The organism is Pseudomonas linyingensis (assembly GCF_900109175.1).
GTDB lineage: Bacteria > Pseudomonadota > Gammaproteobacteria > Pseudomonadales > Pseudomonadaceae > Geopseudomonas > Geopseudomonas linyingensis.
The window spans coordinates 1-22,995 of the sequence record NZ_FNZE01000008.1 but is presented as its reverse complement, the minus strand read 5'-3'; the positions used below and the strand labels follow the sequence as shown (position 1 = coordinate 22,995).

Annotated in this window: 18 protein-coding genes and 1 pseudogene; 10 read left to right on the top strand and 9 right to left on the bottom strand. The window is 64.6% G+C overall.

The genetic code is table 11. From position 1 onward, the window contains the following. Positions 1–10: 10 nt before the first annotated feature. The 3 genes from BMZ19_RS11120 to BMZ19_RS11110 all read left to right on the top strand — a co-directional run bounded on the left by BMZ19_RS11120 (position 11) and on the right by BMZ19_RS11110 (position 5,393). Positions 11–3,619: an indolepyruvate ferredoxin oxidoreductase family protein gene (locus BMZ19_RS11120; RefSeq protein WP_090310869.1), complete on the top strand. Its 3,609-nt coding sequence runs from the start codon at positions 11–13 to the stop codon at positions 3,617–3,619. A 359-nt stretch (positions 3,620–3,978) separates the two neighbouring features. Then, a complete protein-coding gene (locus BMZ19_RS11115) occupies positions 3,979–4,539 on the top strand; it encodes a lipid-binding SYLF domain-containing protein (RefSeq protein WP_090310867.1) in 561 nt (186 codons plus the stop codon). Positions 4,540–4,772: 233 nt separating this feature from the next. Continuing rightward, positions 4,773–5,393, top strand: coding sequence for an eCIS core domain-containing protein (locus tag BMZ19_RS11110; RefSeq protein WP_244517170.1), 621 nt, complete (start codon positions 4,773–4,775; stop codon positions 5,391–5,393). Between the two features lie 28 nt (positions 5,394–5,421). Here the strand turns inward: BMZ19_RS11110 and BMZ19_RS11105 are convergent, their stop codons facing one another. Continuing rightward, complete coding sequence (locus BMZ19_RS11105; RefSeq protein ID WP_090310862.1) at positions 5,422–5,775, bottom strand: YkgJ family cysteine cluster protein; 354 nt, start codon at positions 5,773–5,775, stop codon at positions 5,422–5,424. A gap of 78 nt (positions 5,776–5,853) precedes the next feature. Beyond that, entirely contained in the window at positions 5,854–6,237 is a 384-nt protein-coding gene (locus BMZ19_RS11100) for a VOC family protein (RefSeq protein WP_090310860.1), read from the bottom strand. Between the two features lie 239 nt (positions 6,238–6,476). On the opposite strand from BMZ19_RS11100, the gene BMZ19_RS11095 reads away from it, so the two are divergent. From BMZ19_RS11095 to BMZ19_RS11085, 3 genes are read left to right on the top strand one after another with little or no spacing between them, the layout of a single operon-like run. Then, positions 6,477–7,142: an ABC transporter ATP-binding protein gene (locus tag BMZ19_RS11095; protein WP_090310857.1), complete on the top strand. Its 666-nt coding sequence runs from the start codon at positions 6,477–6,479 to the stop codon at positions 7,140–7,142. Further along, the gene (locus BMZ19_RS11090) at positions 7,142–9,619 is read left to right on the top strand and encodes an ABC transporter permease (protein WP_090310855.1); all 2,478 of its coding nucleotides are present in this window, start codon (positions 7,142–7,144) and stop codon (positions 9,617–9,619) included. Before BMZ19_RS11095 ends, BMZ19_RS11090 begins: the two co-directional genes overlap by 1 nt. Continuing rightward, complete coding sequence (locus tag BMZ19_RS11085; RefSeq protein ID WP_090310854.1) at positions 9,609–10,682, top strand: lipocalin-like domain-containing protein; 1,074 nt, start codon at positions 9,609–9,611, stop codon at positions 10,680–10,682. The genes BMZ19_RS11090 and BMZ19_RS11085 overlap by 11 nt, the downstream gene beginning before the upstream one ends. A gap of 73 nt (positions 10,683–10,755) precedes the next feature. Here the strand turns inward: BMZ19_RS11085 and BMZ19_RS11080 are convergent, their stop codons facing one another. The 5 genes from BMZ19_RS11080 to BMZ19_RS11055 all read right to left on the bottom strand — a co-directional run bounded on the left by BMZ19_RS11080 (position 10,756) and on the right by BMZ19_RS11055 (position 16,704). Continuing rightward, a complete protein-coding gene (locus BMZ19_RS11080) occupies positions 10,756–11,799 on the bottom strand; it encodes a hypothetical protein (RefSeq protein ID WP_139214661.1) in 1,044 nt (347 codons plus the stop codon). Positions 11,800–11,864: 65 nt separating this feature from the next. Continuing rightward, positions 11,865–13,316 (bottom strand): hypothetical protein, encoded by a 1,452-nt coding sequence (locus BMZ19_RS11075; protein ID WP_090310851.1) that lies wholly within the window; start codon positions 13,314–13,316, stop codon positions 11,865–11,867. 2 nt (positions 13,317–13,318) lie between these two features. After that, positions 13,319–14,125, bottom strand: a complete 807-nt coding sequence (locus BMZ19_RS11070; RefSeq protein WP_090311205.1) for a hypothetical protein — start codon at positions 14,123–14,125, stop codon at positions 13,319–13,321. An 11-nt stretch (positions 14,126–14,136) separates the two neighbouring features. Beyond that, positions 14,137–15,579 (bottom strand): hypothetical protein, encoded by a 1,443-nt coding sequence (locus tag BMZ19_RS11065; protein WP_139214660.1) that lies wholly within the window; start codon positions 15,577–15,579, stop codon positions 14,137–14,139. 354 nt (positions 15,580–15,933) lie between these two features. After that, positions 15,934–16,704, bottom strand: a complete 771-nt coding sequence (locus tag BMZ19_RS11055) for a phytanoyl-CoA dioxygenase family protein (RefSeq protein WP_090310845.1) — start codon at positions 16,702–16,704, stop codon at positions 15,934–15,936. Positions 16,705–17,025: 321 nt separating this feature from the next. Here BMZ19_RS11055 and BMZ19_RS11050 point away from each other — a divergent pair, with 321 nt between their 5' ends. The 3 genes from BMZ19_RS11050 (at position 17,026) to BMZ19_RS11040 (ending at position 21,316) form a co-directional block, all read left to right on the top strand. Then, positions 17,026–18,123, top strand: a complete 1,098-nt coding sequence (locus BMZ19_RS11050) for a saccharopine dehydrogenase family protein (RefSeq protein ID WP_090310843.1) — start codon at positions 17,026–17,028, stop codon at positions 18,121–18,123. A 196-nt stretch (positions 18,124–18,319) separates the two neighbouring features. Beyond that, positions 18,320–19,567: an alanine racemase gene (gene alr, locus BMZ19_RS11045; protein WP_090310841.1), complete on the top strand. Its 1,248-nt coding sequence runs from the start codon at positions 18,320–18,322 to the stop codon at positions 19,565–19,567. A gap of 66 nt (positions 19,568–19,633) precedes the next feature. Continuing rightward, entirely contained in the window at positions 19,634–21,316 is a 1,683-nt protein-coding gene (locus tag BMZ19_RS11040; protein WP_090310840.1) for a thiamine pyrophosphate-binding protein, read from the top strand. A gap of 153 nt (positions 21,317–21,469) precedes the next feature. On the opposite strand, the gene BMZ19_RS22140 is transcribed toward BMZ19_RS11040, so the two are convergent. Together BMZ19_RS22140 and BMZ19_RS22135 are read right to left on the bottom strand one after the other, a co-directional pair. Further along, on the bottom strand, positions 21,470–22,204 hold the full coding sequence (locus tag BMZ19_RS22140) for a hypothetical protein (RefSeq protein ID WP_139214659.1): 735 nt from the start codon (positions 22,202–22,204) through the stop codon (positions 21,470–21,472). A gap of 86 nt (positions 22,205–22,290) precedes the next feature. Beyond that, positions 22,291–22,713 carry a hypothetical protein gene (locus tag BMZ19_RS22135; protein ID WP_139214658.1) on the bottom strand — a complete coding sequence of 141 codons (423 nt, stop codon included), beginning with the start codon at positions 22,711–22,713 and terminating at the stop codon, positions 22,291–22,293. Between the two features lie 153 nt (positions 22,714–22,866). Here BMZ19_RS22135 and BMZ19_RS22130 point away from each other — a divergent pair. Beyond that, positions 22,867–22,995: pseudogene (locus BMZ19_RS22130) on the top strand (IS110 family transposase); the annotation flags it as partial.

Sequence of the window (22,995 nt, the reverse complement as noted above, 5' to 3'; positions counted from 1 at the left end):
GACAACAACAATGACCCATGCGACCGATCGCGCCAGCACCGTGCAGCTGCGCAGCGACTACCAGCTGAGCGACAACCTCAAGGCCACCCGCGGCCAGATTTTCCTCACTGGCACCCAGGCGCTGGTACGCCTGCCGCTGATGCAGCGCGCCATCGACCGCGAGCGTGGCCTGAACACCGCCGGCTTCATCAGCGGCTACCGTGGCTCGCCGCTGGGTATGGTCGACCAGGCGCTGTGGAAGGCCAAGCGCATGCTGGCCGACAACCAGATCGAATTCCTCCCCGCGATCAACGAAGAACTGGGCGGCACCGCGGTGCTCGGCACCCAGCAGGTCGAATCCGACCCCGAGCGCACCGTCGAGGGCGTGTTCGCCTACTGGTACGGCAAGGGTCCGGGCGTCGACCGCGCCGGCGATGCCCTCAAGCACGGCCACGCCTACGGCTCCTCGCCCAACGGCGGCGTGCTGATCGTCGCTGGCGACGACCACGGCTGCGTGTCCTCGTCCATGCCGCACCAGAGCGACCTGGCCTTCCAGGCCTGGAGCGTGCCGACCGTTTCCCCGGCGACCATTGCCGAATACCTCGAGTTCGGCCTGTACGGGTGGGCGCTGTCGCGCTTCTCCGGCGCCTGGGTCGGCTTCACCGCCCTCTCCGAGGTGGTGGAAAGCGGCTCGACCGTCGACCTCGACCGCATCCAGACCCGCTTCGAGGCCCCGGTGGACTACACCGCGCCGGCCGGCGGCCTGCACTACCGCTGGCCGGACCTGCCGTCCCTGCAGCTCGAAGCCCGCCAGGCCGACAAGCTCGACGCCGTGCGCGCCTTCGCCAAGACCAACAGCATCGACAAGACCATCGTCGCCTGCGAGCAGGCGCGGTTCGGCATCGTCACCTGCGGCAAGGCCCACCTCGACTTCCTCGAGTGCCTGCGCCGCCTCGACATCGGCCTCGACGACCTGGCCCGCGCCGGCATTCGCGTCTACAAGGTCGGCCTGTCCTTCCCCATCGAGCCGACCCGCGCTCTGGAGTTCGCCCTCGGCCTCGAAGAGCTGCTGGTGATCGAGGAAAAGGCGCCAGTGATCGAGCGCCAGCTGCGCGAGATGCTCTACAACCAGCCGACCGAGCTGCGCCCGCGTCTGCTCGGCAAGCAGGACGTCGACGGCAAGCCGCTGCTCTCCTCGCTCGGCGAGCTACGCCCGTCACGCATCATGCCGGTGCTGGCCGACTGGCTGGCGCGCCTGACCGGCGATCTGGATCGTCGCCAACTGGTCTGCGACTTCACCGCGCCGCCGCAACTGAGCAACCTGGCCGACGCCGTGCGCCGCTCGCCCTACTTCTGCTCCGGCTGCCCGCACAACAGCTCGACCAAGGTGCCGGAAGGCTCGCGCGCCCTGGCCGGCATCGGCTGCCACTTCATGGCCAACTGGATGGACCGCGAGACCACCGGCCTGATCCAGATGGGCGGCGAAGGCGTCGACTGGGCTGCCCACTCGCGCTTCACCAGGGTGCCGCACGTGTTCCAGAACCTCGGCGACGGCACCTACTACCACTCCGGCTACCTGGCGATCCGCCAGTCGATCGCCGCCAAGGCCAACATCACCTACAAGATCCTGTTCAACGACGCGGTGGCCATGACCGGCGGCCAGCCGGTGGACGGCACCATCACCGTCGACGCCATCGCCCAGCAGGTGAGCGCCGAGGGCGCACGCAAGGTGGTGGTGCTCAGCGACGACATCGCCAAGTACGACAGCCAGCGCAGCCGCTTCCCGGCCAGCACCGCCTTCCACCCGCGCGAGGATCTGGACAAGGTGCAGCGCGAACTGCGCGAAACCTCAGGCGTCACCGTACTGATCTACGAACAGACCTGCGCCGCCGAGAAGCGCCGCCGCCGCAAGAAGGGCGAATTCCCCGACCCGGATCGCCGCCTGTTCATCAACCAGGCCGTATGCGAAGGCTGCGGCGACTGCGGCGTGGCCTCCAACTGCCTGTCGCTGGTGCCGCTGGAGACCGAACTGGGCCGCAAGCGCCAGCTCGACCAGTCGTCGTGCAACAAGGACTACTCCTGCGTCAACGGCTTCTGCCCGAGCTTCGTCTCGGTCAAGGGCGGCCGCGTGCGCAAGGGCGTCGGCGCCCTGCAGGCCGAGGCTGGCCAGCGCGCCCTGGCCGAACTGCTGAACAACCTGCCGCGTCCGGCGGCCCACGTGTGGAACGCGCCCTATGACCTGCTGGTCACCGGCGTCGGCGGCACCGGCGTGGTCACCGTCGGCGCGCTGATCTCCATGGCCGCCCACCTGGAATTCAAGTCGGCCAGCGTGCTCGACTTCATGGGCTTCGCCCAGAAAGGCGGCGCGGTGCTGTCCTTCGTGCGCCTGGCCGACGTGCCGGAGCGCCTCAACCAGGTACGCATCGACACCCAGCAGGCCGACGCCCTGCTCGCCTGCGACCTGGTGGTGGCCGCCTCCGCCGACGCCCTGCAGAGCGTCAAGCACGGCCGCACCAAGGTGGTCGCCAACCGCCATGTGCTGCCGACCGCCGAGTTCGTGCGCAACCCGGACGCCAACCTGCAGACCGAAGGGCTGCTGGAGAAGATCCGCCACGCTGTCGGCGAAGCCGGCCTCGACCTGTGCGACGCGCAGAGCCTGGCCCAGCGTGCCCTCGGCGACAGCATCGGCGCCAACATCCTGCTGATGGGCTACGCCTGGCAGGCCGGGCTGATCCCGCTGAGCCTGGAATCGCTGCAACGCGCCATCGAACTGAACGGCGTCGCCGTACCGATGAACCTGGCCGCCTTCGGCCTCGGTCGCCTGGCCTGCGCCAATCCGCAGGGCCTGCGCCAGCTGCTCAGCCGTAGCGCCGAGGTGGAGGAATTCCGCGCCATCGAGGACTTCGACGAGCTGGTCGCCCACCGCGAGCTGCTGCTCACCGACTACCAGAACGCCGCCTACGCCCGCCGCTTCCGCGCGCTGGTGGACGAAGTCGCCGCTGCCGAACGCGCCCTGCTCGGCGCGGACGCCAAGCTGCGCCTGAGCCCGGTGGTGGCGCGCGGCTACGCCAAGCTGATGGCCTACAAGGACGAGTACGAGGTGGCGCGCCTGTACAGCGACCCAACCTTCCGCGCCCAGCTGGAAGCGCAGTTCGAGGGCGACTTCAGCCTGGAATTCCACATGGCCCCGCCGCTGCTGTCGCGTCCGGGCCAGGACGGCAGCGCCCCGCGCAAGATCACCATCGGCCCGTGGCTGCAGAAGGTCTTCCCGCTGATGGCCAAGGCCAAGGCCCTGCGCGGCACTGCGCTGGACCTGTTCGGCATGAGCGAGGAGCGCCGCATGGAGCGCCGGCTGATCGAGGAATACGCCGCGCGCATCCGCGAACTGCTGCCGCAGCTGACCCAGGGCAACCTGGAAGGCGCCGTGCGCATCGCCGCGCTGGCCGAGGAGATCCGCGGCTACGACCACGTCAAGCTGGCCAACGTCGAGCGCGTGAAGGCCCGCGAGGCGCGCCTGCTGCACGACTTCGCCCCGCAGCGCTATGCCAAGCCGCAGCCGAAGGTCGAAGCGGTGGCGGTACAGGTGGTGCACATCCAGCCGGCCAAGACTGAGCCGAAGGCCGAACAGAACGTCGCTTGATGCAATGAGCATGTGGACCGGGTGCTGGAGGCGGTACCCGTTTGCCGCCCGCGCTGTATGGCGCGGGCGGTTTTTTATTTCTGGGCCGCGGAAATCCCGGCGGAGAGGGATCGACAGCCCATGCCGATCCCTCTCCGGGCACCGGGGCGGGTTCAGATCTACACTCATGAGCGATTCGTCCGCAGCCCGTCGGTCGTGGCGATCCTGGATCGAGCCTTTCCAGGTAGCAGCTCGCCACGCGAGCAACCCATGGTGCGCCGGATGATTTCCCGCAGGCGGCGGAACCCGTCTGTTGCATGTGCGGGCTGCGGCTCAGTGACTCGTCACATGCTGCCCATCGCCAGCATCGGAGCACGACAATGACCCAATCTCTGCGGTTCTTTCTCTCGATCGTCTTCACGACCCTGTCACTGATATCCGTGGGCCTTATGAATAGCGCGACTGCCGCTACCGCAGAGGACCTGGACCAGGACTGCCGGCAGGCGTTGCAGACCCTCTACAAGTCCAATCCCTTTGCCGAAACCATCGCGCGCAATGCCAAGGCGGTACTCGTCTTTCCGAAGATAGTGAAGGCGGGGCTGGTGTTTGGCGGCAGCTATGGCGAGGGCGCGCTGATGCGCGGCTCGAAGGTGACCGGCTACTACAACTCCGTCAGCGGTTCCTGGGGGCTGCAGGCCGGCGCGCAGTCGTACGGCTATGTGGTGTTCCTGATGAACGAAGAGATGGTGAAATATATCGGCGAGACCAAGGGCTGGGAAATCGGTGTCGGGCCGACCGTGGTCGTGGTGGACTCCGGGGTAGCGAAGAAGCTGTCCAGCACCACGCTGAAGGACGATGCCTACGCGTTCATCTTCGATCAGCAAGGCTTGATGGCAGGCATCGGCATCGAGGGGTCGAAGATTTCCCCGATCAAGCGCTGAAGACGCCAGGAGCGGGTGCGACCTGGCTCGTACCCGCTTCGCCAGGCCGCCCTGGATCGTCTCGAATCGGCCGGTGCGCTGAGGGGATCTGGCCATCGGCTCACGGCCGGGAAAAGCGCCGGCTACCTGGGCAACGAACGCGGGCCGCAGCGGTCCAATCCCGTGATTCGACAACGGGCGCGGCGATGCTCAAAGTAGCGCCTGCCGATCGCCAATGCCTCGCGGAGCCCCCCTTGCCTGCTGTTTTCCTGCGCCAATCACTCCTCTGCGCCCTGCTGCTTGCCACCGGCAGCGCGTCCGCCGGGCTCGCCTGTCCGGCCGGCCAGCACGAGGTCTGCATGCTCACCTGCTTCTGCGCCCCCGGCACCCGGGAGGAGATGGGCGAGATCTACGACAGTGTTGGCAAGATGGCTGCGTCCGGACTGGAGACGTGGCTGGTGCAGTCGCGCAACACTGCTGCGGCCGGCGATGTGCGACCAATCCCGCTGAACATCCGCGTCCAGCTCGAAGACTACTTCGACCTGCAGGTGCTGGAGACCGCCCGCTACAAGATCGGCGACGAGACGGAGTTCAACGCCGCCAACACCATGCTGCAGAACCCCGACGTGCAAGCCGTCACGCTGGTGGACATCATCGTCTTTCGCAGCGAGGAGGCCGCCCTCAACGACGTCGCGCTCTGGGCCCATGAACTCGTACATGTGCAGCAGTACCAGCAATGGGGCGTGGCCGAGTTTGCCCGGCGCTATACCCGCGACTACGACAGCGTCGAGACGCCGGGCTACGAGATGCAGAAACGGGTGGCTGACGTGCTGAAGGCCGCTGCGGCACCAGCCACGCCAGCCGGCAAGCCTTGAGACTCGCAGGGCCGGCCCGGCCGCCTCCTTAAACCAGCACCTGGCGTGTGCTCGCAATCAGCTCGTGCACCTGCTGCTCGACATGCGCCTCCGTTGGCGCTTCGGGGCCGCGTCCGCGGGGGCATGGCAGACTCGCCGTGGTGCCGAACAGGCGACAGATCAGCGGGCGCTGCTCGTACACCTCGCAGCCCTGCGCACCGAGATGCACGCAGTTCCATTCGGCCAGCGCGGCGTCATGTTCGGCGTCGCTTTTCACCGGCAGTCGCGACATCTCCTCGGACGACGCCGTGACCGGCCCGCAGCAGTCGTGGCATCCGGGCTCGCAGGCGAACCCGGGGATCTGCCGGCGCAGTTGGTCGATCTTTCGGCTGGTACAACTCATCGGGCGGGTCTCTGCTGAAGTCGCGGGTAGTTTACCTGCCCGGCGAGTCTTGCTCGGTGCTGAATCGTGGAGGGCACATCAACCAGCGCTGCCGTAGGGCCGGGTGATGACCTCGAGGAAATGGCCGTCGGGGTCCTCGAAATACACCCCGCGCCCCCCATCGTTACGGTTGATTTCGCCTGGGCGATGCCTGCCGGGGTCGGCCCAGTACTGCAACCCTAGACCCCGGATGCGGGCGAAGACCTGGTCGAAGTCATCTTCGTCGATCAGGAAGGCATAGTGCTGGGAGGAAATCTCGCCGGCGTGTTCGTGGAAATCGAGCGAGACACCGTTGGCGAGCTGGACGACGAGCATCGGCCCGAAGCGGCTGGCGCTGGGCAGGCCGAGGAGCTCCGTGAGGAAGGTCGCCGACTTCTCCTTGTCGCGGCACCAGACGATAGTGTGGTTCAGCTGCGCGCTCATGTTGGGAACCTCGCCTGCGCATCATCGACGCCTTCGATCTTCGGGCAGTCCAGCGCGACTGTGAAGGGAAAGCTGCCCAACGGCCTCCGGCAGGGATATTCCTGGGCCGTCATCACCGGGAGCCTGGCGCGCAAGCGGCCTCGGCATGCCAAGGCGCACAGCCGTGAAGCCCGGGATGCCGACGAGAGCGACGAGCTGGCCAGCTATCCTTCTCACTCCAGCATGCAGGAGTCCCGCACATGCTGATCGTCGAGAATGTGTACAAGTCGTTCGTCACCGCCCAAGGCAGCCTGCCGGTGTTGCGTGGGGTCGATCTGCAGTTGTCGACCGGCAGCAGCCTGGCGCTGATGGGCGAATCCGGCAGCGGCAAGAGCACCCTGCTGCACCTGATCGCCGGGCTGGAGCGCGTCGACAGCGGACGCATCCTGGTCGACGGCCAGCCCCTGCAGGGGCGCCGCGAGGCGGAGCTGGCGCGCTGGCGGCGCGAAGGCATCGGCCTGGTGTTCCAGCAGTACAACCTGATCGGCAGCCTCGACGTGGCGGCCAACCTGTCCTTCCAGGCGCGCCTGGCCGGACGCCACGATCAGGCCTGGATCGGCCATCTGGCCGAGCGCCTGGGGCTGGCGTCCCTGCTGGCGCGCTATCCCGAACAGCTCTCCGGCGGCCAGCAGCAGCGCGTGGCCATCGGCCGGGCGCTGGCGGCACGGCCGGCGTTGCTGCTGGCCGACGAGCCGACCGGCAACCTGGACGAGGCCAGCAGCGCAGCGGTGCTCGACCTGCTGCTGGAGCTGGTCAGCGAGACCGGCAGCAGCCTGTTGATGGTCACCCACAGCGCGCGTCTGGCCTCGCGTCTGGGCCGTACCCTGTACCTGCGCCAGGGCCGCATCCAGCCAGGGGAGGCCTGATGGCCATGCTGCGGATCAGCCTGCTGGCACTGCTCAGCCACTGGCGGCGACACCCGTTGCAGTTGTTCAGCATCCTCACCGGCCTGTGGCTGGCCACCGCCTTGTGGACCGGCGTGCAGGCGCTCAACAGTCAGGCCCGCGCCGATTACGCCCGTGCCAGTGCGCTGCTCGCCGGGCCGGCGCAGGCCCAGCTGGTGGCACGCCGGGGCGAACGCTTCGAGCAGGCGGCGTATGTGCAGCTGCGTCGCAGCGGCTGGCCGGTTTCGCCGGTGCTGGAAGGACGCCTGCGCTTTGCCGGCGCGGAGCCGCTCAGCGTAAGACTGCTCGGCATCGAGCCGCTGACCCTGCCGCCGGGCACCGTGGTGGCCGGGCAGCCCGGCGGCGCGTCGGATCTGCGCGCCTTCATCGGCCCCCCGGGACAGGCCTGGATCGCCGCGGACACCCTGCAGCGTCTCGGCCTGCAGCCCGGCGAGCGGGCACTGACCAGCGATGGCCAGCGCCTGCCGCCCCTGCAGGTGCACACGCAACTGGCGCCCGGGGTGATCGTCGTCGACATCGGCCATGCCCAGGCGCTGCTGCAGGCGCCGGGGCAGCTGTCGCGGCTGCTGCTGCCGGCGGATTTCGCAGTCCGGCCGCCGGATCTGCCGGCCGCGCTGGCCGAGCTGCTGCAGCTGCAGCCGTCGAGCGCCGGCGACGACCTGCAGCGCCTGACCGACAGCTTCCACCTCAACCTCAGCGCCCTCGGTCTGCTGGCCTTCCTCGTCGGCCTGTTCATCGTGCATGCCGCCATCGGCCTGGCCCTGGAGCAACGCCGCGGCCTGCTGCGCACCCTGCGCGCCTGCGGCGTGAGCCTGCGCGGGTTGATCGGCGCGCTGGCGGTGGAGCTGGGTCTGTTGGCCCTGCTCGGCGGCCTGGCCGGGGTGGCCTGCGGCTACCTGCTGGCCAGCCTGCTGCTCGACGATGTCGCAGCCAGCCTGCGCGGCCTGTATGGCGCGGAAGTGGCCGGGCAATTGAGCCTGTCTCCGCAGTGGTGGCTGTCCGGCATCGCCATGAGCCTGTTCGGCGCGCTGCTGGCTGGGGGCAACAGCCTGTGGCGCGCCGCGCAGCTGCCGCTCCTGGCGCTGGCGCTACCGCAGGCCTGGCGTGCCGCGCAGAGCCGCTGGTTGCGCCGCCAGGCGTTGCTGGCCGGCGTGCTTCTGCTGCTGGCCGCCGGCTGCTGGCGGTTCGGCGACAGTCTGCTCGCCGCCTTTGCGATGCTCGCCGCACTGTTGCTGGCGGCAGCCTTGCTGCTACCGGCACTGCTCGACGCCACGCTGGCAGTGCTGGCGCGGCATTCCCGCGGACCGCTGGCCGAATGGTTCGTGGCCGACAGCCGCCAGCAACTGCCGGCCCTGGCGCTGGCGTTGATGGCCCTGCTGCTGGCACTGGCCGCCAGCGTAGGGGTCGGAAGCATGACCGAGGGCTTTCGCCAGACTTTCGTCGGCTGGCTCGACCAGCGCCTGTCCGCCGACCTCTACCTGACGCCCCGCGACACTGCGCAGGCGCTGGAAATCAGCGCCTGGCTCGCCGGCCGGCCGGGCGTCGAGGCGGTCCTGCCGAACTGGCGGGTCGACATGCGCCTGCAGGGCTGGCCGGTGCAGCTGCAGGGCATCGTCGACCACCCCAGCTACCGCCGACACTGGCCGCTGCTGGAACAACGGGCCGATGCCTGGACACAACTGGCCGCCGGGCAAGGCGCGATGCTCAGCGAGCAACTGGCGCGGCGTCTCAAGCTGGGGCTGGGCGACCGCCTGCCGCTGCCGGGCGCCGAGGGCGAGCAGCACCTGAGCGTGGTGGGGCTGTACGCCGACTACGGCAATCCCCGCGGGCACCTGCTGGTCAGCGCCGACTGGCTACGCCGCCACTGGAGCGAGGCGCGGCTGAGCAATCTCAGCCTGCGCCTGCAGCCGGCGCAGGTCGCCGCGCTGAAGGAACAGCTCGAGCAACGCTATGGCCTGGACGCCACCCGGCTGATCGAGCAGGCCACGCTGAAACGCTGGTCGACCGCGGTGTTCGAGCGCACCTTCGCCGCCACCGCCGCGCTCAACAGCCTGACCCTGTTGGTCGCCGGCGTGGCCCTGTTCATCAGCCTGCTGACCCTGGGGCACAGCCGCCTGGGCCAGTTGGCGCCGCTCTGGGCACTGGGCGTCGGCCGCACGCGGCTGGCCTGGCTGAGCCTGGGGCAAACGCTGCTGCTGGCCAGCCTGACCGTGCTGCTGGCGATGCCCCTGGGCGTGCTGCTGGCCTGGTGCCTGGTGGCGGTGGTCAACGTGCAGGCCTTCGGCTGGCGCCTGCCGCTGCATGTGTTTCCCGGGCAACTGCTGCAGTTGGCCCTGCTCGGTCTGCTCACCAGCCTGCTCGCCGCCGCCGGGCCGCTCTGGCAACTGGCGCGGCGCCAGCCCGCCGACCTGTTGAGGCAGTTCGCCGATGAACGCTAGGCAGGCCCTGCTCATCGGCGCGCTCCTGCTGCTCGGGGCCTGCGACGAGGCGCCGCAGCCGCCCGGCGGTTTCGCCGGCCTCGGCGCGGACGCCGCCGCCTTCGCCCAGGTCGAACGGGGCCGGCCGCTGCAGTTCCCGGCCGACCACGGCGCCCATCACGGCTATCGCATCGAATGGTGGTACGTCACCGCCAACCTCAGCGACGAACAGGGCCGCGACTGGGGCGTGCAATGGACGCTGTTCCGCTCGGCACTGCGCCCGGGCGCCGACGAGCCCGGTTGGAACAGCCCCAACCTGTGGATGGGCCATGCCGCCCTCACCGGCCCGTACGGCCATCAGTCCGGCGAAACCCTGGCCCGCGGCGGCATCGGCCAGGCGGGCGTCGAGGCGCAGCCCTTCCGCGCCTGGATCGACGACTGGTCGCTGCACAGCACGGCCGGCGAAGGTCTCGAGCATCTGCAGATGCAGGCGTCCGGCAAGGACTTCCGCTATCTCCTGCAGCTGGACAGCGACGGTCCGCTGGTGCTGCACGGCGCAGGGGGCTACAGCGTGAAGTCCGGCCAGGGGCAGGCGTCCTGGTACTACAGCCAGCCGTTCTACCGGGTCAGCGGCGAGATCGAGCGCGCCGGCCAGCGCTACGCGGTCAGCGGGCAGGCCTGGCTGGACCGGGAGTGGAGCAGCCAGCCGCTGGCGGCCGATCAACACGGCTGGGACTGGTTTTCCCTGCACCTGGACGGTGGCGCCAAGCTGATGCTGTTCCGGGTCCGCCAGGCCGACGGCCTGCACTACCGCGCCGGCACCTGGATCGCCGCCGACGGCCGCGCCGTCGCGCTGCGGGGCGAGCAGATCCAGCTCGACGAACTGGCCTGGACGCGCCAGGCCAACGGCCGCAAGGTGCCGACCCGCTGGCGTGTCCGGGTTGCCGATCACGGCGTGGATGTGCAGGCCGAGTCCATCCAGCCGCGCGCCTGGATGGGCACATCGTTTCCCTACTGGGAAGGGCCGATCCGTCTCGAGGGCAGCCCCGGCGGGCGAGGCTATCTGGAAATGACCGGCTACTAACAGGCGCAGTTGCGCCGGCCAGTGGACCATGTCGGGCGACCCGAAGCGCCGCCAGACATGCTGGCAGAATCGCTCAGCGGCGAACCTCGTACTTGTAGAAACTGTCCTCGATCGTCAGACGCCGCCGGTCGGACTGCACCGCGTCGGCAATCGTGCTCTTGAGCCTGACGTAGTAACGGCAGTTCAGGGTGCGGCTCAGATCGGCGATGGCCTGGGTATCGCGGATGAACTCGGCGTAGGTCGTCACCGGCTTGGCGAGAACGGCCTGGATGCCCGGCAACGCCATGGCATCCTGCTCTCGGGAAGCCGGCCATGCCTTCGCTACCGAGAGGTCGTTCTCGCGCAGCTCGACAGAGAGCAGCATCTGGATCTTCCCCGTCTGCTCGACGGCCCAGCAGGGCGGATAGTCAATACCGCCTTTGGCACTGAGCTTGTTGTGCAAAAAGGCGATCTGACCGCGCAAATCCGCGTTTTCTTTCTTCACCGCCTCCGGACTCTTGCCGCCGCCCATCTGAGCGGCATGTTCCTGAACTCGCTTGATGATTTCGGCCACCTTGTCGGAGGGCTTTTCTGCAGGCTCGCCAGGAGTCTCCGCACTCCCCTCCTTGGCGGCGAGCAGCTCCTCGATTTTTGCCAGCTCGCGAATCGACTCGGCGGCCTTCTCCGCGACGGATGACGCATCGCTCTGCTCCTCTGCCTGACCTGCAGCCTGCGTCTCCTCCTCCAGGTGTTTCCTCACCTCTGCCGCCAGCAGCAAGGACGCCTGCACCTCCTCCCTGATCTTCGCGTCCTTCCGATCGGCAGGGACTTGATCCACCGCTTTCTGAATCTCGGCCAGCGCCGTGATTTGCCTGTCCTGATCTTCCAGAAGGCGCTCGAGCCGTTCCACTTCGGTCTTGGCCGCGCTCTCCGCGATCAGCTTGCTGATGACTTCATCGGGGTTCAGGGCAGTGTTGGCCGCAATCGCCTGCGCCAATACCTGGGCCGCGTTGTTCAGGTCGGCCGTTTTTTGCTCCACCCCCTCCACAGCGGCAAGCCTCTCGCTGACGCTCTTGCTCTCCTGGGTCGTCTTGTAGAGGTGAAAGCCCAGCAGGAACATGAGGATGAAGGCGATCATGAACGCGATTTCCGTCAAGGAGAGCTGGAAAACCTGATCACTCTTTGCCGACATGGCTTGGCCGCTCAGTCAGGTTTGTGAACGGAAATGGGCGCACTCGCCTGCAGAGCGTCGAAGGGGGATCGCGCGCCGGGCGTCTCCAGGCGCGCCTCCGTTGCAGGGCTGGTCTGCCGCGATGGGTGCATGCCATCTGTCACCTGCTCGTCGCGATGGCTGGCCGAGGCGAACGCATGGGTCAGCGACGCGACCGACTCGCGCAGCGCCTCCAGCAGAGCGGCGTTATTGCTGTTCACCCCATCGACCTTGCCCGCCAGCCGTGCGGTCGATTCATGGCTGACGGACAGGTTGTCGATCAGCCTCTCGAGCGATGCATCGAACTTTCCGAAAGCCTGGGCGATCGCCGAAAGCTCCTGGGTTTGCCGCTGGAAGCCTTGGGAGATGAACTCCTGCTGAGCGCGGACCTGGGCGGCAAGGCTTTCCTGCTGCGCCTGCAGCTTGGCCGCCAGGCCTTCCTGCTGGGTACTCATCAGTTGGGCCAACTGCTCTTGCTGCGCAGCGATTTGCCGAACCACGTCAAGGGTCTGCGCCATGCTCTCGGCCTTGAGATTGATCTCCCCAACCGACTTATCGACTGCCCTGGCGGCCTTTAGCACATCGTCGGAAAGCTTCCCTATACCTGCGCCGAGCGTCCCTGCCCGCTCACTGAGACTGGCGATGGGCGCATCCAGCTTGCGGGAGAAGATATCGTCGGGAAACTCGACGGCATTGAGCCGGCGGATCAAATGATGGGAAAAGCCGGCAACGGAGGTATCGATCTTACTGACCGTCGCCTTGATCGATCCCTCGTACTCGTTGACGACCCGGGTCAGGCCCAGGGATGCATTCCGGATGTCCTGAGCGACGCAAAGGAGCATTTCCTTGTTGAGCCGAGACATTTGCGCAAAAAACTCGCTCATCTGCGCGGCATTCTGCTCGGCCAAGGCTACGAACTGGGTGTTGACCAGCGCGACCGAGTCCTTCGCGGCGCTACTTACATTGCCGCGAAAGTCCTGCAGATCGTCGAATGCATTGTTGAATTCTTCGGTGAGCCTTCTGGATGATGCCAGAACCTCATCCTCGACATTGGTCAGGGCATCCTCGGCGTTGGGCCTGAAGCTGACCAAAGCCACACGGACAAATAAGCCCAGCACGGTACTCACCATGGCCGCACCAAAGCGTACCGCAATGCTGGTCATGTCGTTGCCAATATTGGGGATGTCGACCAGGCTGAAAACGATAGAGACAATGGTGAAAATAAAGCCCAGATAGTAACAGGAGTCCGCAAACTTCTCGGCCGACAGCTCTCGGTCGCGAAAATTGTAGCCAACGACTATATAGGCAACCATGAACAGCAAGGGCAAAGCCAGCCCGAACAACCAGGGCTGATCGAAACACCAGCCAACGGCCGAACTCGCGATCTTTAGCGAGCAGACCACGATGAAAAGCCTCTTCAACGAAACTTTGGCGGTCTTGTCCATAATCAACCTTCCAAGGTTTTTACTGAGACGATTCTGGCACCGGCCTTTTTAAAGTACTCTTCCCAGAAGCTCAGCTGGCTTCTGGTCTGCAGCTTGGGATAATTCAGTAGATAGTTGACTTCCACCTTGACCCCACCGAGGTCGGTTTGCGACTTCCTGCCGTAATGCGAGTCGAGAAAACTACTGAATGAACCGTATCCCTTGAACATGCTGAACTCCTGCGTGTTCGGTAGCATGTCGGAAAAGATGACCAGCACGCGGTCGCCTTGGACGTCCTTGGCACGAAACCCGTTGATGGAGGCTATCTGCAGCATTTCGAAAATGGGTGAGCGGTCGGAGGGCTTGTCCACCAACACGCTCTCCGACAGCTTGAGGATTGGCTTCTTGAATTCGTCCTCATAGCGCTTCTTGATCCTTGCCAGATTGGCGGTCATTTCCGACTTGCCCGCCCCGACACCCGGATTGCACTTCTCGAACACCGGCGTGGCGTGCTCGGAGACCTCGGCACCCAGGACATAGATAGACAACAGATGCCCTTCCTCGACCTTTTCCTCGGCCAGCGCGGTCAGGCTCTGCAAAAACGCCTGGCGCTGCATGAAGTTGTAGGGGTCGGTGTTGTCGACCAGCACGACGTAATGTCCGAGCGGTCCGCTGGCCGGGCATAGCGTCGCCCGGTCGGGAGCGATGTCTCGGTGCACGAAGAAATACCCGCCCATCGAAAGCACCGCCAGCAGGAGCAGACCCAGACCGGTTGCCCTGATCAGCTCCCTGTTTCTCTTCCTGCGCGCTACCCTGCCCACTTTCGCCATGGGATCGACCCTCACCGGATCTGCTCACGGATCGACTTGAGCTGATCGAACCGCGAATCGAATGACGACTGTATTTGCGCGCGGATAGGCTCCACCTTGTCCATCAGCCTGGACAGCAACTCCTCCTGGCGCGCCAGGGATTGCTCGTCCTGCGCCGTCTCGAAGCTGGGCCACTCGATTTCCTGAAGGGCGACCTTCGACGAAAAATAGGCGGGTATTGGCACGCCCTTTCGTTTGCGGTGGAGTTCATTGTCGGTCCTGAAAATCGCAATCAAGGCTTCCAGCACGTTCTCTGCCTTATGTAGCGCTCGCTGCAAGCGGTGTCGCGAGGACGTCTTTTCATGGATCTGCTCCTTGTACTCGAGCACCGCGGCCCTGGCCGTATCCATGCTGCTTTCCAGCACGTCAAGATGCTCATCCTTGAGTTTCTCGAGAAGCTCGCGCATTTCCGCGAGGCCTTCCTCGTACTCCTGGACTGCGTTGTCGGCGTTCTTTTGCACACGGCTGAAGCCGGGATAGGGGTCTTCCCAGTAGTAGCCCTCGGCAAGACTGGCCAGCGCGAAAAATATGCTCAGGCCAAACAGCAGCCACGAATAAATATCGTGCAACTGAAAAGGGTTGTTCATCAGGGTCTGCAAAGCGACGCCCCCCGGATTGCTTGCCGGATCGTCCAGGCCTTGCGCGAGACTGTCGCGAAAATGGGCGATGACCAGGCCCATGACCACCATGATGACAGGCGCCACGATCAGCGCCGAATAACCGATCATCCGGTTGAGCGGCCTGATATGGTTCACGTGCGGAACTCCGAAGCGACCCAGCGCCATGGCCACCGCCACGTTGCAAAACGCCAATAGAAACGCATAGGTAAACCCCTGGATCAGCCCGCCATCCAGACTCTGCGCAAAGAAATTCGCATTCAGTGCGCCTTCCAGAACCACGATGAATATTGCAAGGAAAACGAACGTCAGCTTCTGGGTTGGCGAAGCCACCTTTGCCGTTCGCACAAGGCGGTTATCCAGCTTGAAAAGTCGCAGATCCTCCTCCATCTGCAATGCGGCGGCCTGCAGGCGACGAATTTCAGCTTCATAATCGGACAAGTGTCCATTCGCCGTCCGTTCGAACTCCTCGGCAGCCTGCAACGCACGATTCACCGTTTTGGTGATGTCACAGGCATGCATTTTTATCTGGATATTCTTCAACCTGATCGTGGCCCAGTTCATGTAGTCGCGTCGCGCCGCCTCCAGGCGCTGGACAATTTTATTTTCAGGTCCGGAAAGACGCGTCTCCTCGGGGCGGGGCAATCCGACTTCACCCAGTCGGCGGGCCTCGAACTCGACATTGAGCTCCTGTTTGAGTTCATCGAGGTCGAGAGGATGTAAATCCGGATGATTTCCAGACGGTTCTGTCTTTCCAGAAATCAATAACCAGCTAAACATTTTCTTCAGGAACTCCATGAGTCATGACCCTTCAGATAAAATCGCAACTCAATAAACGGTAACCCTGAACCTCTCAGCCCGACCCTCTCCAGGCCGCCAACCAACGTTGCACATCGTCTGTGCCGATCTGCCCTAGTAGCCAAACGCTATATGTGAGGCTAGTCGTTGAAAACAGGGCTCGCGAGCGAGTCTCGGGTAAAATTTTGAGAACAGCAGCGGACTCGCGCCCCCCTGAATGGTGGGGCTGCGTGAACGGGCATCGGCACTCGCACCGGCTCCAGGACCGACTGCTCGACTTGAGCGCGGGATGGCGCAGGCGAAGCGCAATGCACTGGCCGAGCCACGCCGAGGGCTGGGTATGGCGACCTGCGCTCAGTCGTATTCGGCTTCCTCGTGCTCACCCAGCAGGCGCCGTTGCCGTGGCGTCGCGGCAGCCAGCACCTCGGGATTGAAGTGCCAGTGCAGGTAGGGCGAGAACTTCTGCGCCACCATGCGCCGGCCGTAGTGCACCTGCAGCAGGTAGCGGCTGCGGTCGGCGGTGCGGTTGTCGCTGCCGGCGTGCCACAGCTCGCTGCGAAACATCAGCACGTCCCCGGCCCGACACAGCACCGGCTGCGCCGTGCGGCCCTGCCAGTGGTTTTCTCCGGCCGCGGGCGGGCGCCCCGCGCGGTGGCTGCCCGGGATCACCCGGGTGGGGCTGAGGTCGGCATCGATGTCGTCGAGGTAGAGGTGTGCGGTGCAGATCTGCATCGGCAATTCGAAGCCGGGATCGGCCAGCAGGCTTGGCGGCAGCTCCATGACCAGATAGTCCAGATGCAGTTCGGCGCCGACGAAGCCCGGATGGCTGCGCCAGGCGGTCTGGCCGATGATGTGGCAATCGGCGTCGAGGGCCGCCTCGGCCAGCTCGATGACCCCGTCCAGATCGAGAAACGCCAGCCACAGCGGATCGCGGTTGAACACGCACTTGTAATGGTCGCACAGGCCGCTGTAGTCCCAGTGCTGGGGCTCGAGGCGGTCGATCGCCGTGCGCAGGGTGGCGACCCGGGCAGCATCCAGCACTCCCGGCAGCAGGACGAAACCGTCGCGGTGCAGTGCCTGCAGACGGCTGGCGGTCAGGGGTGCCAAGAGTTCGCTGGTGGCCATGTCGTGCCCCCGAGTAATGCGAATACCTGCAGGTCATGCTGGCACTGCATCGGGGGTTTGGCCAGAGCCATTGGCCAGCCTGCAGGAGCGCGGATCAAGCCCATGATCGAGCCACCGGGGCTTGAGCAAGGCGCCAGTTCAACCACCGCCGGCACACAAGCCCGAAAATTCCGTCTCGCCGGCGCAATTGCGACATATTGTCGGCCAAGCTCGTCAGATTGACTTGTCGCGTCATCGAATTGCGGCACTTTACGTCTTATCGACGAACAGACACCCCACCTAGACTGGCTCCGTATTCAACCGAACCCGGAGATAACAACAATGAACGTACTCCTGCTTGGCGCTGGTCACATCGGCTACACCATCGCTCAACTGCTGAACAACACCGGCGACTACAAAGTGGTCGTCGCCGACCGCGACAGCAGTTCGCTGAGCGCCATTGCCGAACTGGGTATCGCCACCCTGGAGCTGGATTCGGCTGACGGCGCCGCCCTGGAGAAGGCCATGGCCGACCAGGACGCCGTGCTCAACGCCCTGCCCTACCACATGGCCATCGGCGTGGCCAAGGCGGCCAAGAACACCGGTACCCACTACTTCGACCTGACCGAAGACGTGCATGCCACCAAGACCATCATGGAGCTGGCCAAGGACGCCAAGACCGCGTTCATGCCGCAGTGCGGCCTGGCCCCGGGCTTCATCGGCATCGCCGCCCACTCGCTGGCCGCCCGCTTCGACAGCGTGCGTGAAGTGAAGATGCGCGTCGGCGCCCTGCCCGAGTTCCCGACCAACTCGTTGAAGTACAACCTGACCTGGAGCGTCGACGGCCTGGTCAACGAGTACTGCCACCCGTGCGAAGCGATCCGCAACGGCCGCCTGCAGCTGGTGCAGCCGATGGAAGGTCTCGAGCACTTCTCCCTCGACGGCGTCGAGTACGAAGCCTTCAACACCTCCGGCGGCCTGGGCACCCTGTGCGAGACCCTGAGCGGCAAGGTCGAAACCCTGGACTACAAGACCGTGCGCTACCCGGGCCACCGCGACCTGATGAAGTTCCTCCTCGAGGATCTGCGTCTGGCCGGCAACCAGGAAAAGCTCAAGGACATCCTGCGCGGCGCCGTACCGACCACCATGCAGGACGTGGTGCTGGTGTTCGTCACCGTCAACGGCCTGAAGGACGGCAAGCTGGTGCAGGAAGTGTTCAGCCGCAAGATCTTCGCCAACGTGCAGGGCGGCCGCCTGACCAGCGCCATCCAGATCACCACCGCGGCCGGCATCTGCGCCGCCCTGGACCTGTTCCGCGCCAAGCGCCTGCCGCAGTCCGGCTTCATCAGCCAGGAGCAGGTAGCCCTAAACGACTTCCTGGCCAACCGCTTCGGCAAGGCCTACGAAGAGCACGCCGACGAAGCCCGCGAAGCGGCCTGAGTCTGAACACCTGCCCGCAATCGCGGGCAGGTTTCGTTTGATCCCTTTGCTTTACCCGCAGGGGGCGCAGCGGCGCCCCGGGGATGGGCTGCGCCCTGCGCACCCTGCGGGCCTACTGCCCTGGCCATTTCCGGCCGGGGCAGCTCCATACCAGCATGTGCCGCTCCGAGAATAAAAACGCCAAGGAGATTCAAGGATGTTCAAGCGCAACAGCCTCGCCATCGCGATTTCCCTCACCCTGCTCGCCGGCCATACACTGGCCGCACCCACCCTGATCAACGCCACTGGCGCCGCCGATGCCGCCAGCCGCGAGGCCCAGGGCGCCAACGCCTGGATCGAGATCGACAAGGTCGCTTTCGAGCACAACATCGCCGCGCTGCAGAAGCATGTCGGCGCCAAGACGCAGATCTGCGCGGTGATGAAGGCCGACGCTTACGGCCACGGCATCGACCTGCTGATGCCCTCGGTGATCGCCACCGGCATCCCCTGCATCGGCGTGGCCAGCAACGAAGAAGCGCGCATCGTCCGCGAAAACGGCTTCACCGGACGCCTGATGCGCGTGCGCACCGCCACCCTCGGCGAAGTGCAGCACGCCCTGCAGTACGACATGGAAGAACTGGTCGGCGACCTCGAATTCGCCGAGAAGGTCGCCCAGCTGGCGCAGGCCGAGCACAAGACCGTGCGCATCCACCTCGGCCTGAATTCCGCCGGCATCAGCCGCAACGGCCTGGAAATGGGCACCACCGAAGGCAAGCTGGCCGCCGTGGACATCGTCAACATGCCGGGCCTGCAGGTCGCCGGGATCATGACCCACTTCCCCTTCGAGGACCGCGCCGAGGTGCTCAAGGGCCTCGACAAGTTCAAGGAGGAGTCCGCCTGGGTCATCGAGCACGGCAAGCTCGACCGCAGCCAGCTGCTGCTGCACTGCGCCAATTCCTTCACCACCCTGGAAGTGCCGGAGGCACACCTGGACATGGTCCGCCCCGGCGGCGCCCTGTATGGCGACACCGTGCCCAGCTACACCGAGTACCGCCGGGTGATGAACTTCAAGTCGCGCGTCGCCTCGGTCAACGAGTACCCGGCCGGCAACAAGGTCGGCTACGACAGCACCTTCACCCTGCCCCGCGACTCGCGTCTGGCCAACATCTCGGTCGGCTACTCCGACGGCTACCGCCGGGTGTTCACCAACAAGGCAGCGGTGCTGATCAACGGCTACCGCGCTCCGGTGGTCGGCAAGGTGTCGATGAACACCCTGATGGTCGACGTCACCGCCATTCCCGACGTACACCCCGGTGCCGAGGTGGTGCTGTTCGGCACCCAGGGCAAGGAGGAAATTGCCCAAAGCGAGCTGGAAGAGTTCAACGGTGCCCTGCTCGCCGACCTCTACACGGTCTGGGGCAACTCCAACCCGAAATTCCTCAAGCCGGAACAGGCGGCGCAGTAACGCGGCCGACCTCAGCCATCTACGGGCGCCTCACGGGCGCCCGTTTTGCATGTGAAGGAGTGACCTGTGAATTCCGTTATCAAACCCCGCACCGGTGGCCAGATTCTGGTCGATGCTCTTCTGCTCAATGGCGTGGAGCGCGCCTTCTGCGTGCCCGGCGAGAGCTACCTGGCGGTGCTCGACGCCCTGCACGATGTCCGCGAGCAGATCGACCTGGTGGTGTGCCGCCAGGAGGGCGGCGCCGCCTACATGGCCGAGGCGCACGGCAAGCTGACCGGCCAGCTGGGCATCTGCTTCGTCACCCGCGGCCCCGGCGCCACCAACGCCTCGGTCGGCGTGCACACCGCCTTCCAGGACTCCACGCCAATGCTGCTGTTCATCGGCCAGGTGGCCCGCGACCAGCTCGGCCGCGAAGCGTTCCAGGAAGTCGACTACCAGCAGATGTATGCCCCGCTGGCCAAGTGGGTGGTGCAGATCGAAGACGCCCGGCGCCTGCCGGAGCAACTGGCCCAGGCCTTCCAGCGCGCCATCAGCGGCCGCCCCGGTCCGGTGGTGGTGGTGCTGCCCGAGGACATGCTGACCGACGTGGTCGAGGTGGCCGACGCCCTGCCCAGCCGGCGCGTCGACTGCCATCCGGCGCCGGCACAGCTCGCCGAGATGCAGGCCCTGCTTGAGCAGGCGCAGCGCCCGCTGCTGGTCCTCGGTGGCGGCGGCTGGACCGCCCAGGCGGTGGCCGACATGCGCACCTTTGCCGAGCAGCAGCGCCTGCCCGTGGCTCTGTCGTTCCGTCGCCAGGACCTGTTCGACAACCGCCATCCGCAGTACGCCGGCGACCTCGGCCTGGCCGCCAGCGCGGAGCTGCGCGAGGCGGTGCAACAGGCCGATCTGTTGCTGGTGGTCGGCAGCCGCCTCGGCGAGATCAGCAGCAGCGGCTACACCCTGCTGGACATCCCCACCCCGCGGCAGACGCTGATCCACGTGCACGCCGGCCTCGAAGAGCTGGGCCGCGTCTACCAACCGGCGCTGGCCATCGCCAGCAGCCCGGAAGCCTTCGCCGCCCAGGCCGCCGCACTGCCCGCCGTGGACGCCCGCCGCCATGCGGCCTGGATCGAGCAGCTCAACCAGGACTACCGCAGCAACCTCGACTGCCCGCCCTCGCCCGGCCCGGTGCAGATGGGCGAGATCATCGCCTGGCTGGGCGAGCACCTGCCGGAGGACAGCATCCTCTGCAACGGCGCCGGCAACTACGCGGTATGGCTGCACCGCTTCTACCAGTACCCCGCCTTCCGCACCCAGCTGGCGCCCACCAACGGCTCCATGGGCTACGGCGTGCCGGCGGCCATCGCCGCCGCACTGGCCGCGCCGGGGCGCACCGTGCTGAGCTTCGCCGGCGACGGCTGCTTCATGATGAACGGCCAGGAACTGGCCACCGCCATCCAGTACGACGCACGGGTGATCTTCATCGTGGTCAACAACGGCATGTACGGCACCATCCGCATGCACCAGGAGCGCCACTACCCTGGCCGGGTCTGCGGCACCGAGCTGCACAACCCGGACTTCGCCGCCCTGGCCCAGGCCTACGGCCTGTACGCCGAGGTTGTGGAGCACACCGCCGACTTCCCCGGCGCCTTCACCCGCGCCCGCAGGGCGGGCAAGGCGGCACTGCTGGAGATCCGCGTCGACCCGCAGGCGCTGACTCCGCGGCAGAGCCTCGCGCAGATTCGCGAACAGGCGCTGCGGGGGCGTTGAAAGAGAACGGGCGGCCCTTGGGCCGCCTGATTTTTCACGTTGAGAAATCAACTTCTACGGATAACTGGCAGCTTCACGAACAACAATAATAAATCTGCCAATTTTGCTTTTGGCTCGTGCCGCAACAGGTCAGATTGAATTACGGACTGGACATTATTGATACTCCGGAGATGAAAACACAGATTTAGCGGCCTCACACAGAGCAGAGTAGTACGTGTGCAGATAGCTGCACAGAACATGGCTATACCGGTTATCCACGACCAATCGGTCACCAAACGCCGACTCACCAACGAGAACTTCATCAAATCTGGACCCTCTATCCAGACGCATTCTTCGGTGTTCGGGACTGAGATATGCTCCAGCGCTTTGAATCCTTCTAAGATCGCAACTCTCACGCGACCAAGCCAACATGCCGCTCGCGTGCGTAAGGCAGTTACGAATCTTGATTGCCGCTTGCACCTGCTCGTGTAGGAAAACCTGCTCCGGAGACATTCCTACCAATCGAAAAAACCTGAATAGGCGGCTAACGCCCTGACCTTTGACATCTCGAAGCTGAACAGCGACATGTGGTTGAATTTCGCCAGCCAACAAAAGCAGGTACGACTCAAATAATGAAACGGCACCAAAGAGATTCCCCACAGCAATGAGATAGGGAAAGGTGTGGTCAAGTTTGTGCGACTCTAAATCCCACCTACGCTTCCGCAATTCCGGGTGATTTGGAAAGTAGGCATCCAGCTTGGAGAGTTCCAACTCCCTCTCGTGTTCGATAAGACGCGGGGCTTTCCAAATGAAGTCCGAAACGTCGACAAACTCCCGCCGAGCGCGCGCTGCCAACTCATCAAGTTGATCTTGGAGTCCAGAGGTTGAATTTGCATCAAGTGCAGTCATGTTCCCCAACGCTTGGTTAATTGATAGGATTTAGCCCGGGCGAATGCAACCGCACTGACGACAGGATTGACAAGGCTTTACTCATGCTATGTACCTTCATTGACGTCCTTGACTAACTCCTTATAGTTAGAATTTGTTTTATATGACTTAACGGCCCAAGAATTTTCTTTTTTATACAGAGAGATTGATATAAACAAAGGTTTTTCATCGTAACCAATGATGTAGGTTAGCAATGCGTATCGAGAACCTATTTTCTCTTCTGAAATTTTTTCATGGAAATAATACTTACCAAATTGGTTTAGAATTTTGACTGATTTTTCCTTGGCATAAATCGATTCTGCAGTGACTTTTTTAGGGTCTTTAGGTTTTCCAAAAAACGAATCGAGTGCGGCCTCACTTTCACCTTTAGCCACCAGCTCCATGAATTTATCTGGTATTCCGTCGTATTGTTCAGAACCTAAAGCTGACAGTGAAAACAGCATTCCAAAAATTAGTATAGCTTTGTTCACGACTCGTCCTTTTGATTGAGGTATACGTGAAAGCTCAGCCGACGGTAAAAAGCGCAGCTTTTTGTCGTCGGCTGGAGTGCTGTAATGGACTCTCCTTGCACCACACTTACCCGCACCAGCGGTGCCGTGAGTGGCGTTCGGAGGATTCCAGCGATGTGCAAGCAGATTGCAGTGGATTTGGCCAAGTCCGTTTACCAGGTTGCCGAGAGCGTCCGTGCCGGGCAGGTGAGTCAGCGCAAGCGGCTGAATCGCGAGGCGTTTCGTCGATATATACAGGAGCAG

What these genes read in the sequence shown, in the direction of transcription:
- BMZ19_RS11075 (WP_090310851.1), bottom strand. Translation starts at nt 13,316, where the DNA reads ATGGACAAGACCGCCAAAGTTTCGTTGAAGAGGCTTTTCATCGTGGTC.
- alr (WP_090310841.1), top strand. Translation starts at nt 18,320, where the DNA reads ATGTTCAAGCGCAACAGCCTCGCCATCGCGATTTCCCTCACCCTGCTC.
- BMZ19_RS11085 (WP_090310854.1), top strand. Translation starts at nt 9,609, where the DNA reads ATGAACGCTAGGCAGGCCCTGCTCATCGGCGCGCTCCTGCTGCTCGGG.
- BMZ19_RS11065 (WP_139214660.1), bottom strand. Translation starts at nt 15,579, where the DNA reads ATGGAGTTCCTGAAGAAAATGTTTAGCTGGTTATTGATTTCTGGAAAG.
- BMZ19_RS11050 (WP_090310843.1), top strand. Translation starts at nt 17,026, where the DNA reads ATGAACGTACTCCTGCTTGGCGCTGGTCACATCGGCTACACCATCGCT.
- BMZ19_RS11120 (WP_090310869.1), top strand. Translation starts at nt 11, where the DNA reads ATGACCCATGCGACCGATCGCGCCAGCACCGTGCAGCTGCGCAGCGAC.
- BMZ19_RS11080 (WP_139214661.1), bottom strand. Translation starts at nt 11,799, where the DNA reads ATGATCGCCTTCATCCTCATGTTCCTGCTGGGCTTTCACCTCTACAAG.
- BMZ19_RS11055 (WP_090310845.1), bottom strand. Translation starts at nt 16,704, where the DNA reads ATGGCCACCAGCGAACTCTTGGCACCCCTGACCGCCAGCCGTCTGCAG.
- BMZ19_RS11115 (WP_090310867.1), top strand. Translation starts at nt 3,979, where the DNA reads ATGACCCAATCTCTGCGGTTCTTTCTCTCGATCGTCTTCACGACCCTG.
- BMZ19_RS11105 (WP_090310862.1), bottom strand. Translation starts at nt 5,775, where the DNA reads ATGAGTTGTACCAGCCGAAAGATCGACCAACTGCGCCGGCAGATCCCC.
- BMZ19_RS11100 (WP_090310860.1), bottom strand. Translation starts at nt 6,237, where the DNA reads ATGAGCGCGCAGCTGAACCACACTATCGTCTGGTGCCGCGACAAGGAG.
- BMZ19_RS11095 (WP_090310857.1), top strand. Translation starts at nt 6,477, where the DNA reads ATGCTGATCGTCGAGAATGTGTACAAGTCGTTCGTCACCGCCCAAGGC.
- BMZ19_RS11090 (WP_090310855.1), top strand. Translation starts at nt 7,142, where the DNA reads ATGGCCATGCTGCGGATCAGCCTGCTGGCACTGCTCAGCCACTGGCGG.
- BMZ19_RS22140 (WP_139214659.1), bottom strand. Translation starts at nt 22,204, where the DNA reads ATGACTGCACTTGATGCAAATTCAACCTCTGGACTCCAAGATCAACTT.
- BMZ19_RS11070 (WP_090311205.1), bottom strand. Translation starts at nt 14,125, where the DNA reads ATGGCGAAAGTGGGCAGGGTAGCGCGCAGGAAGAGAAACAGGGAGCTG.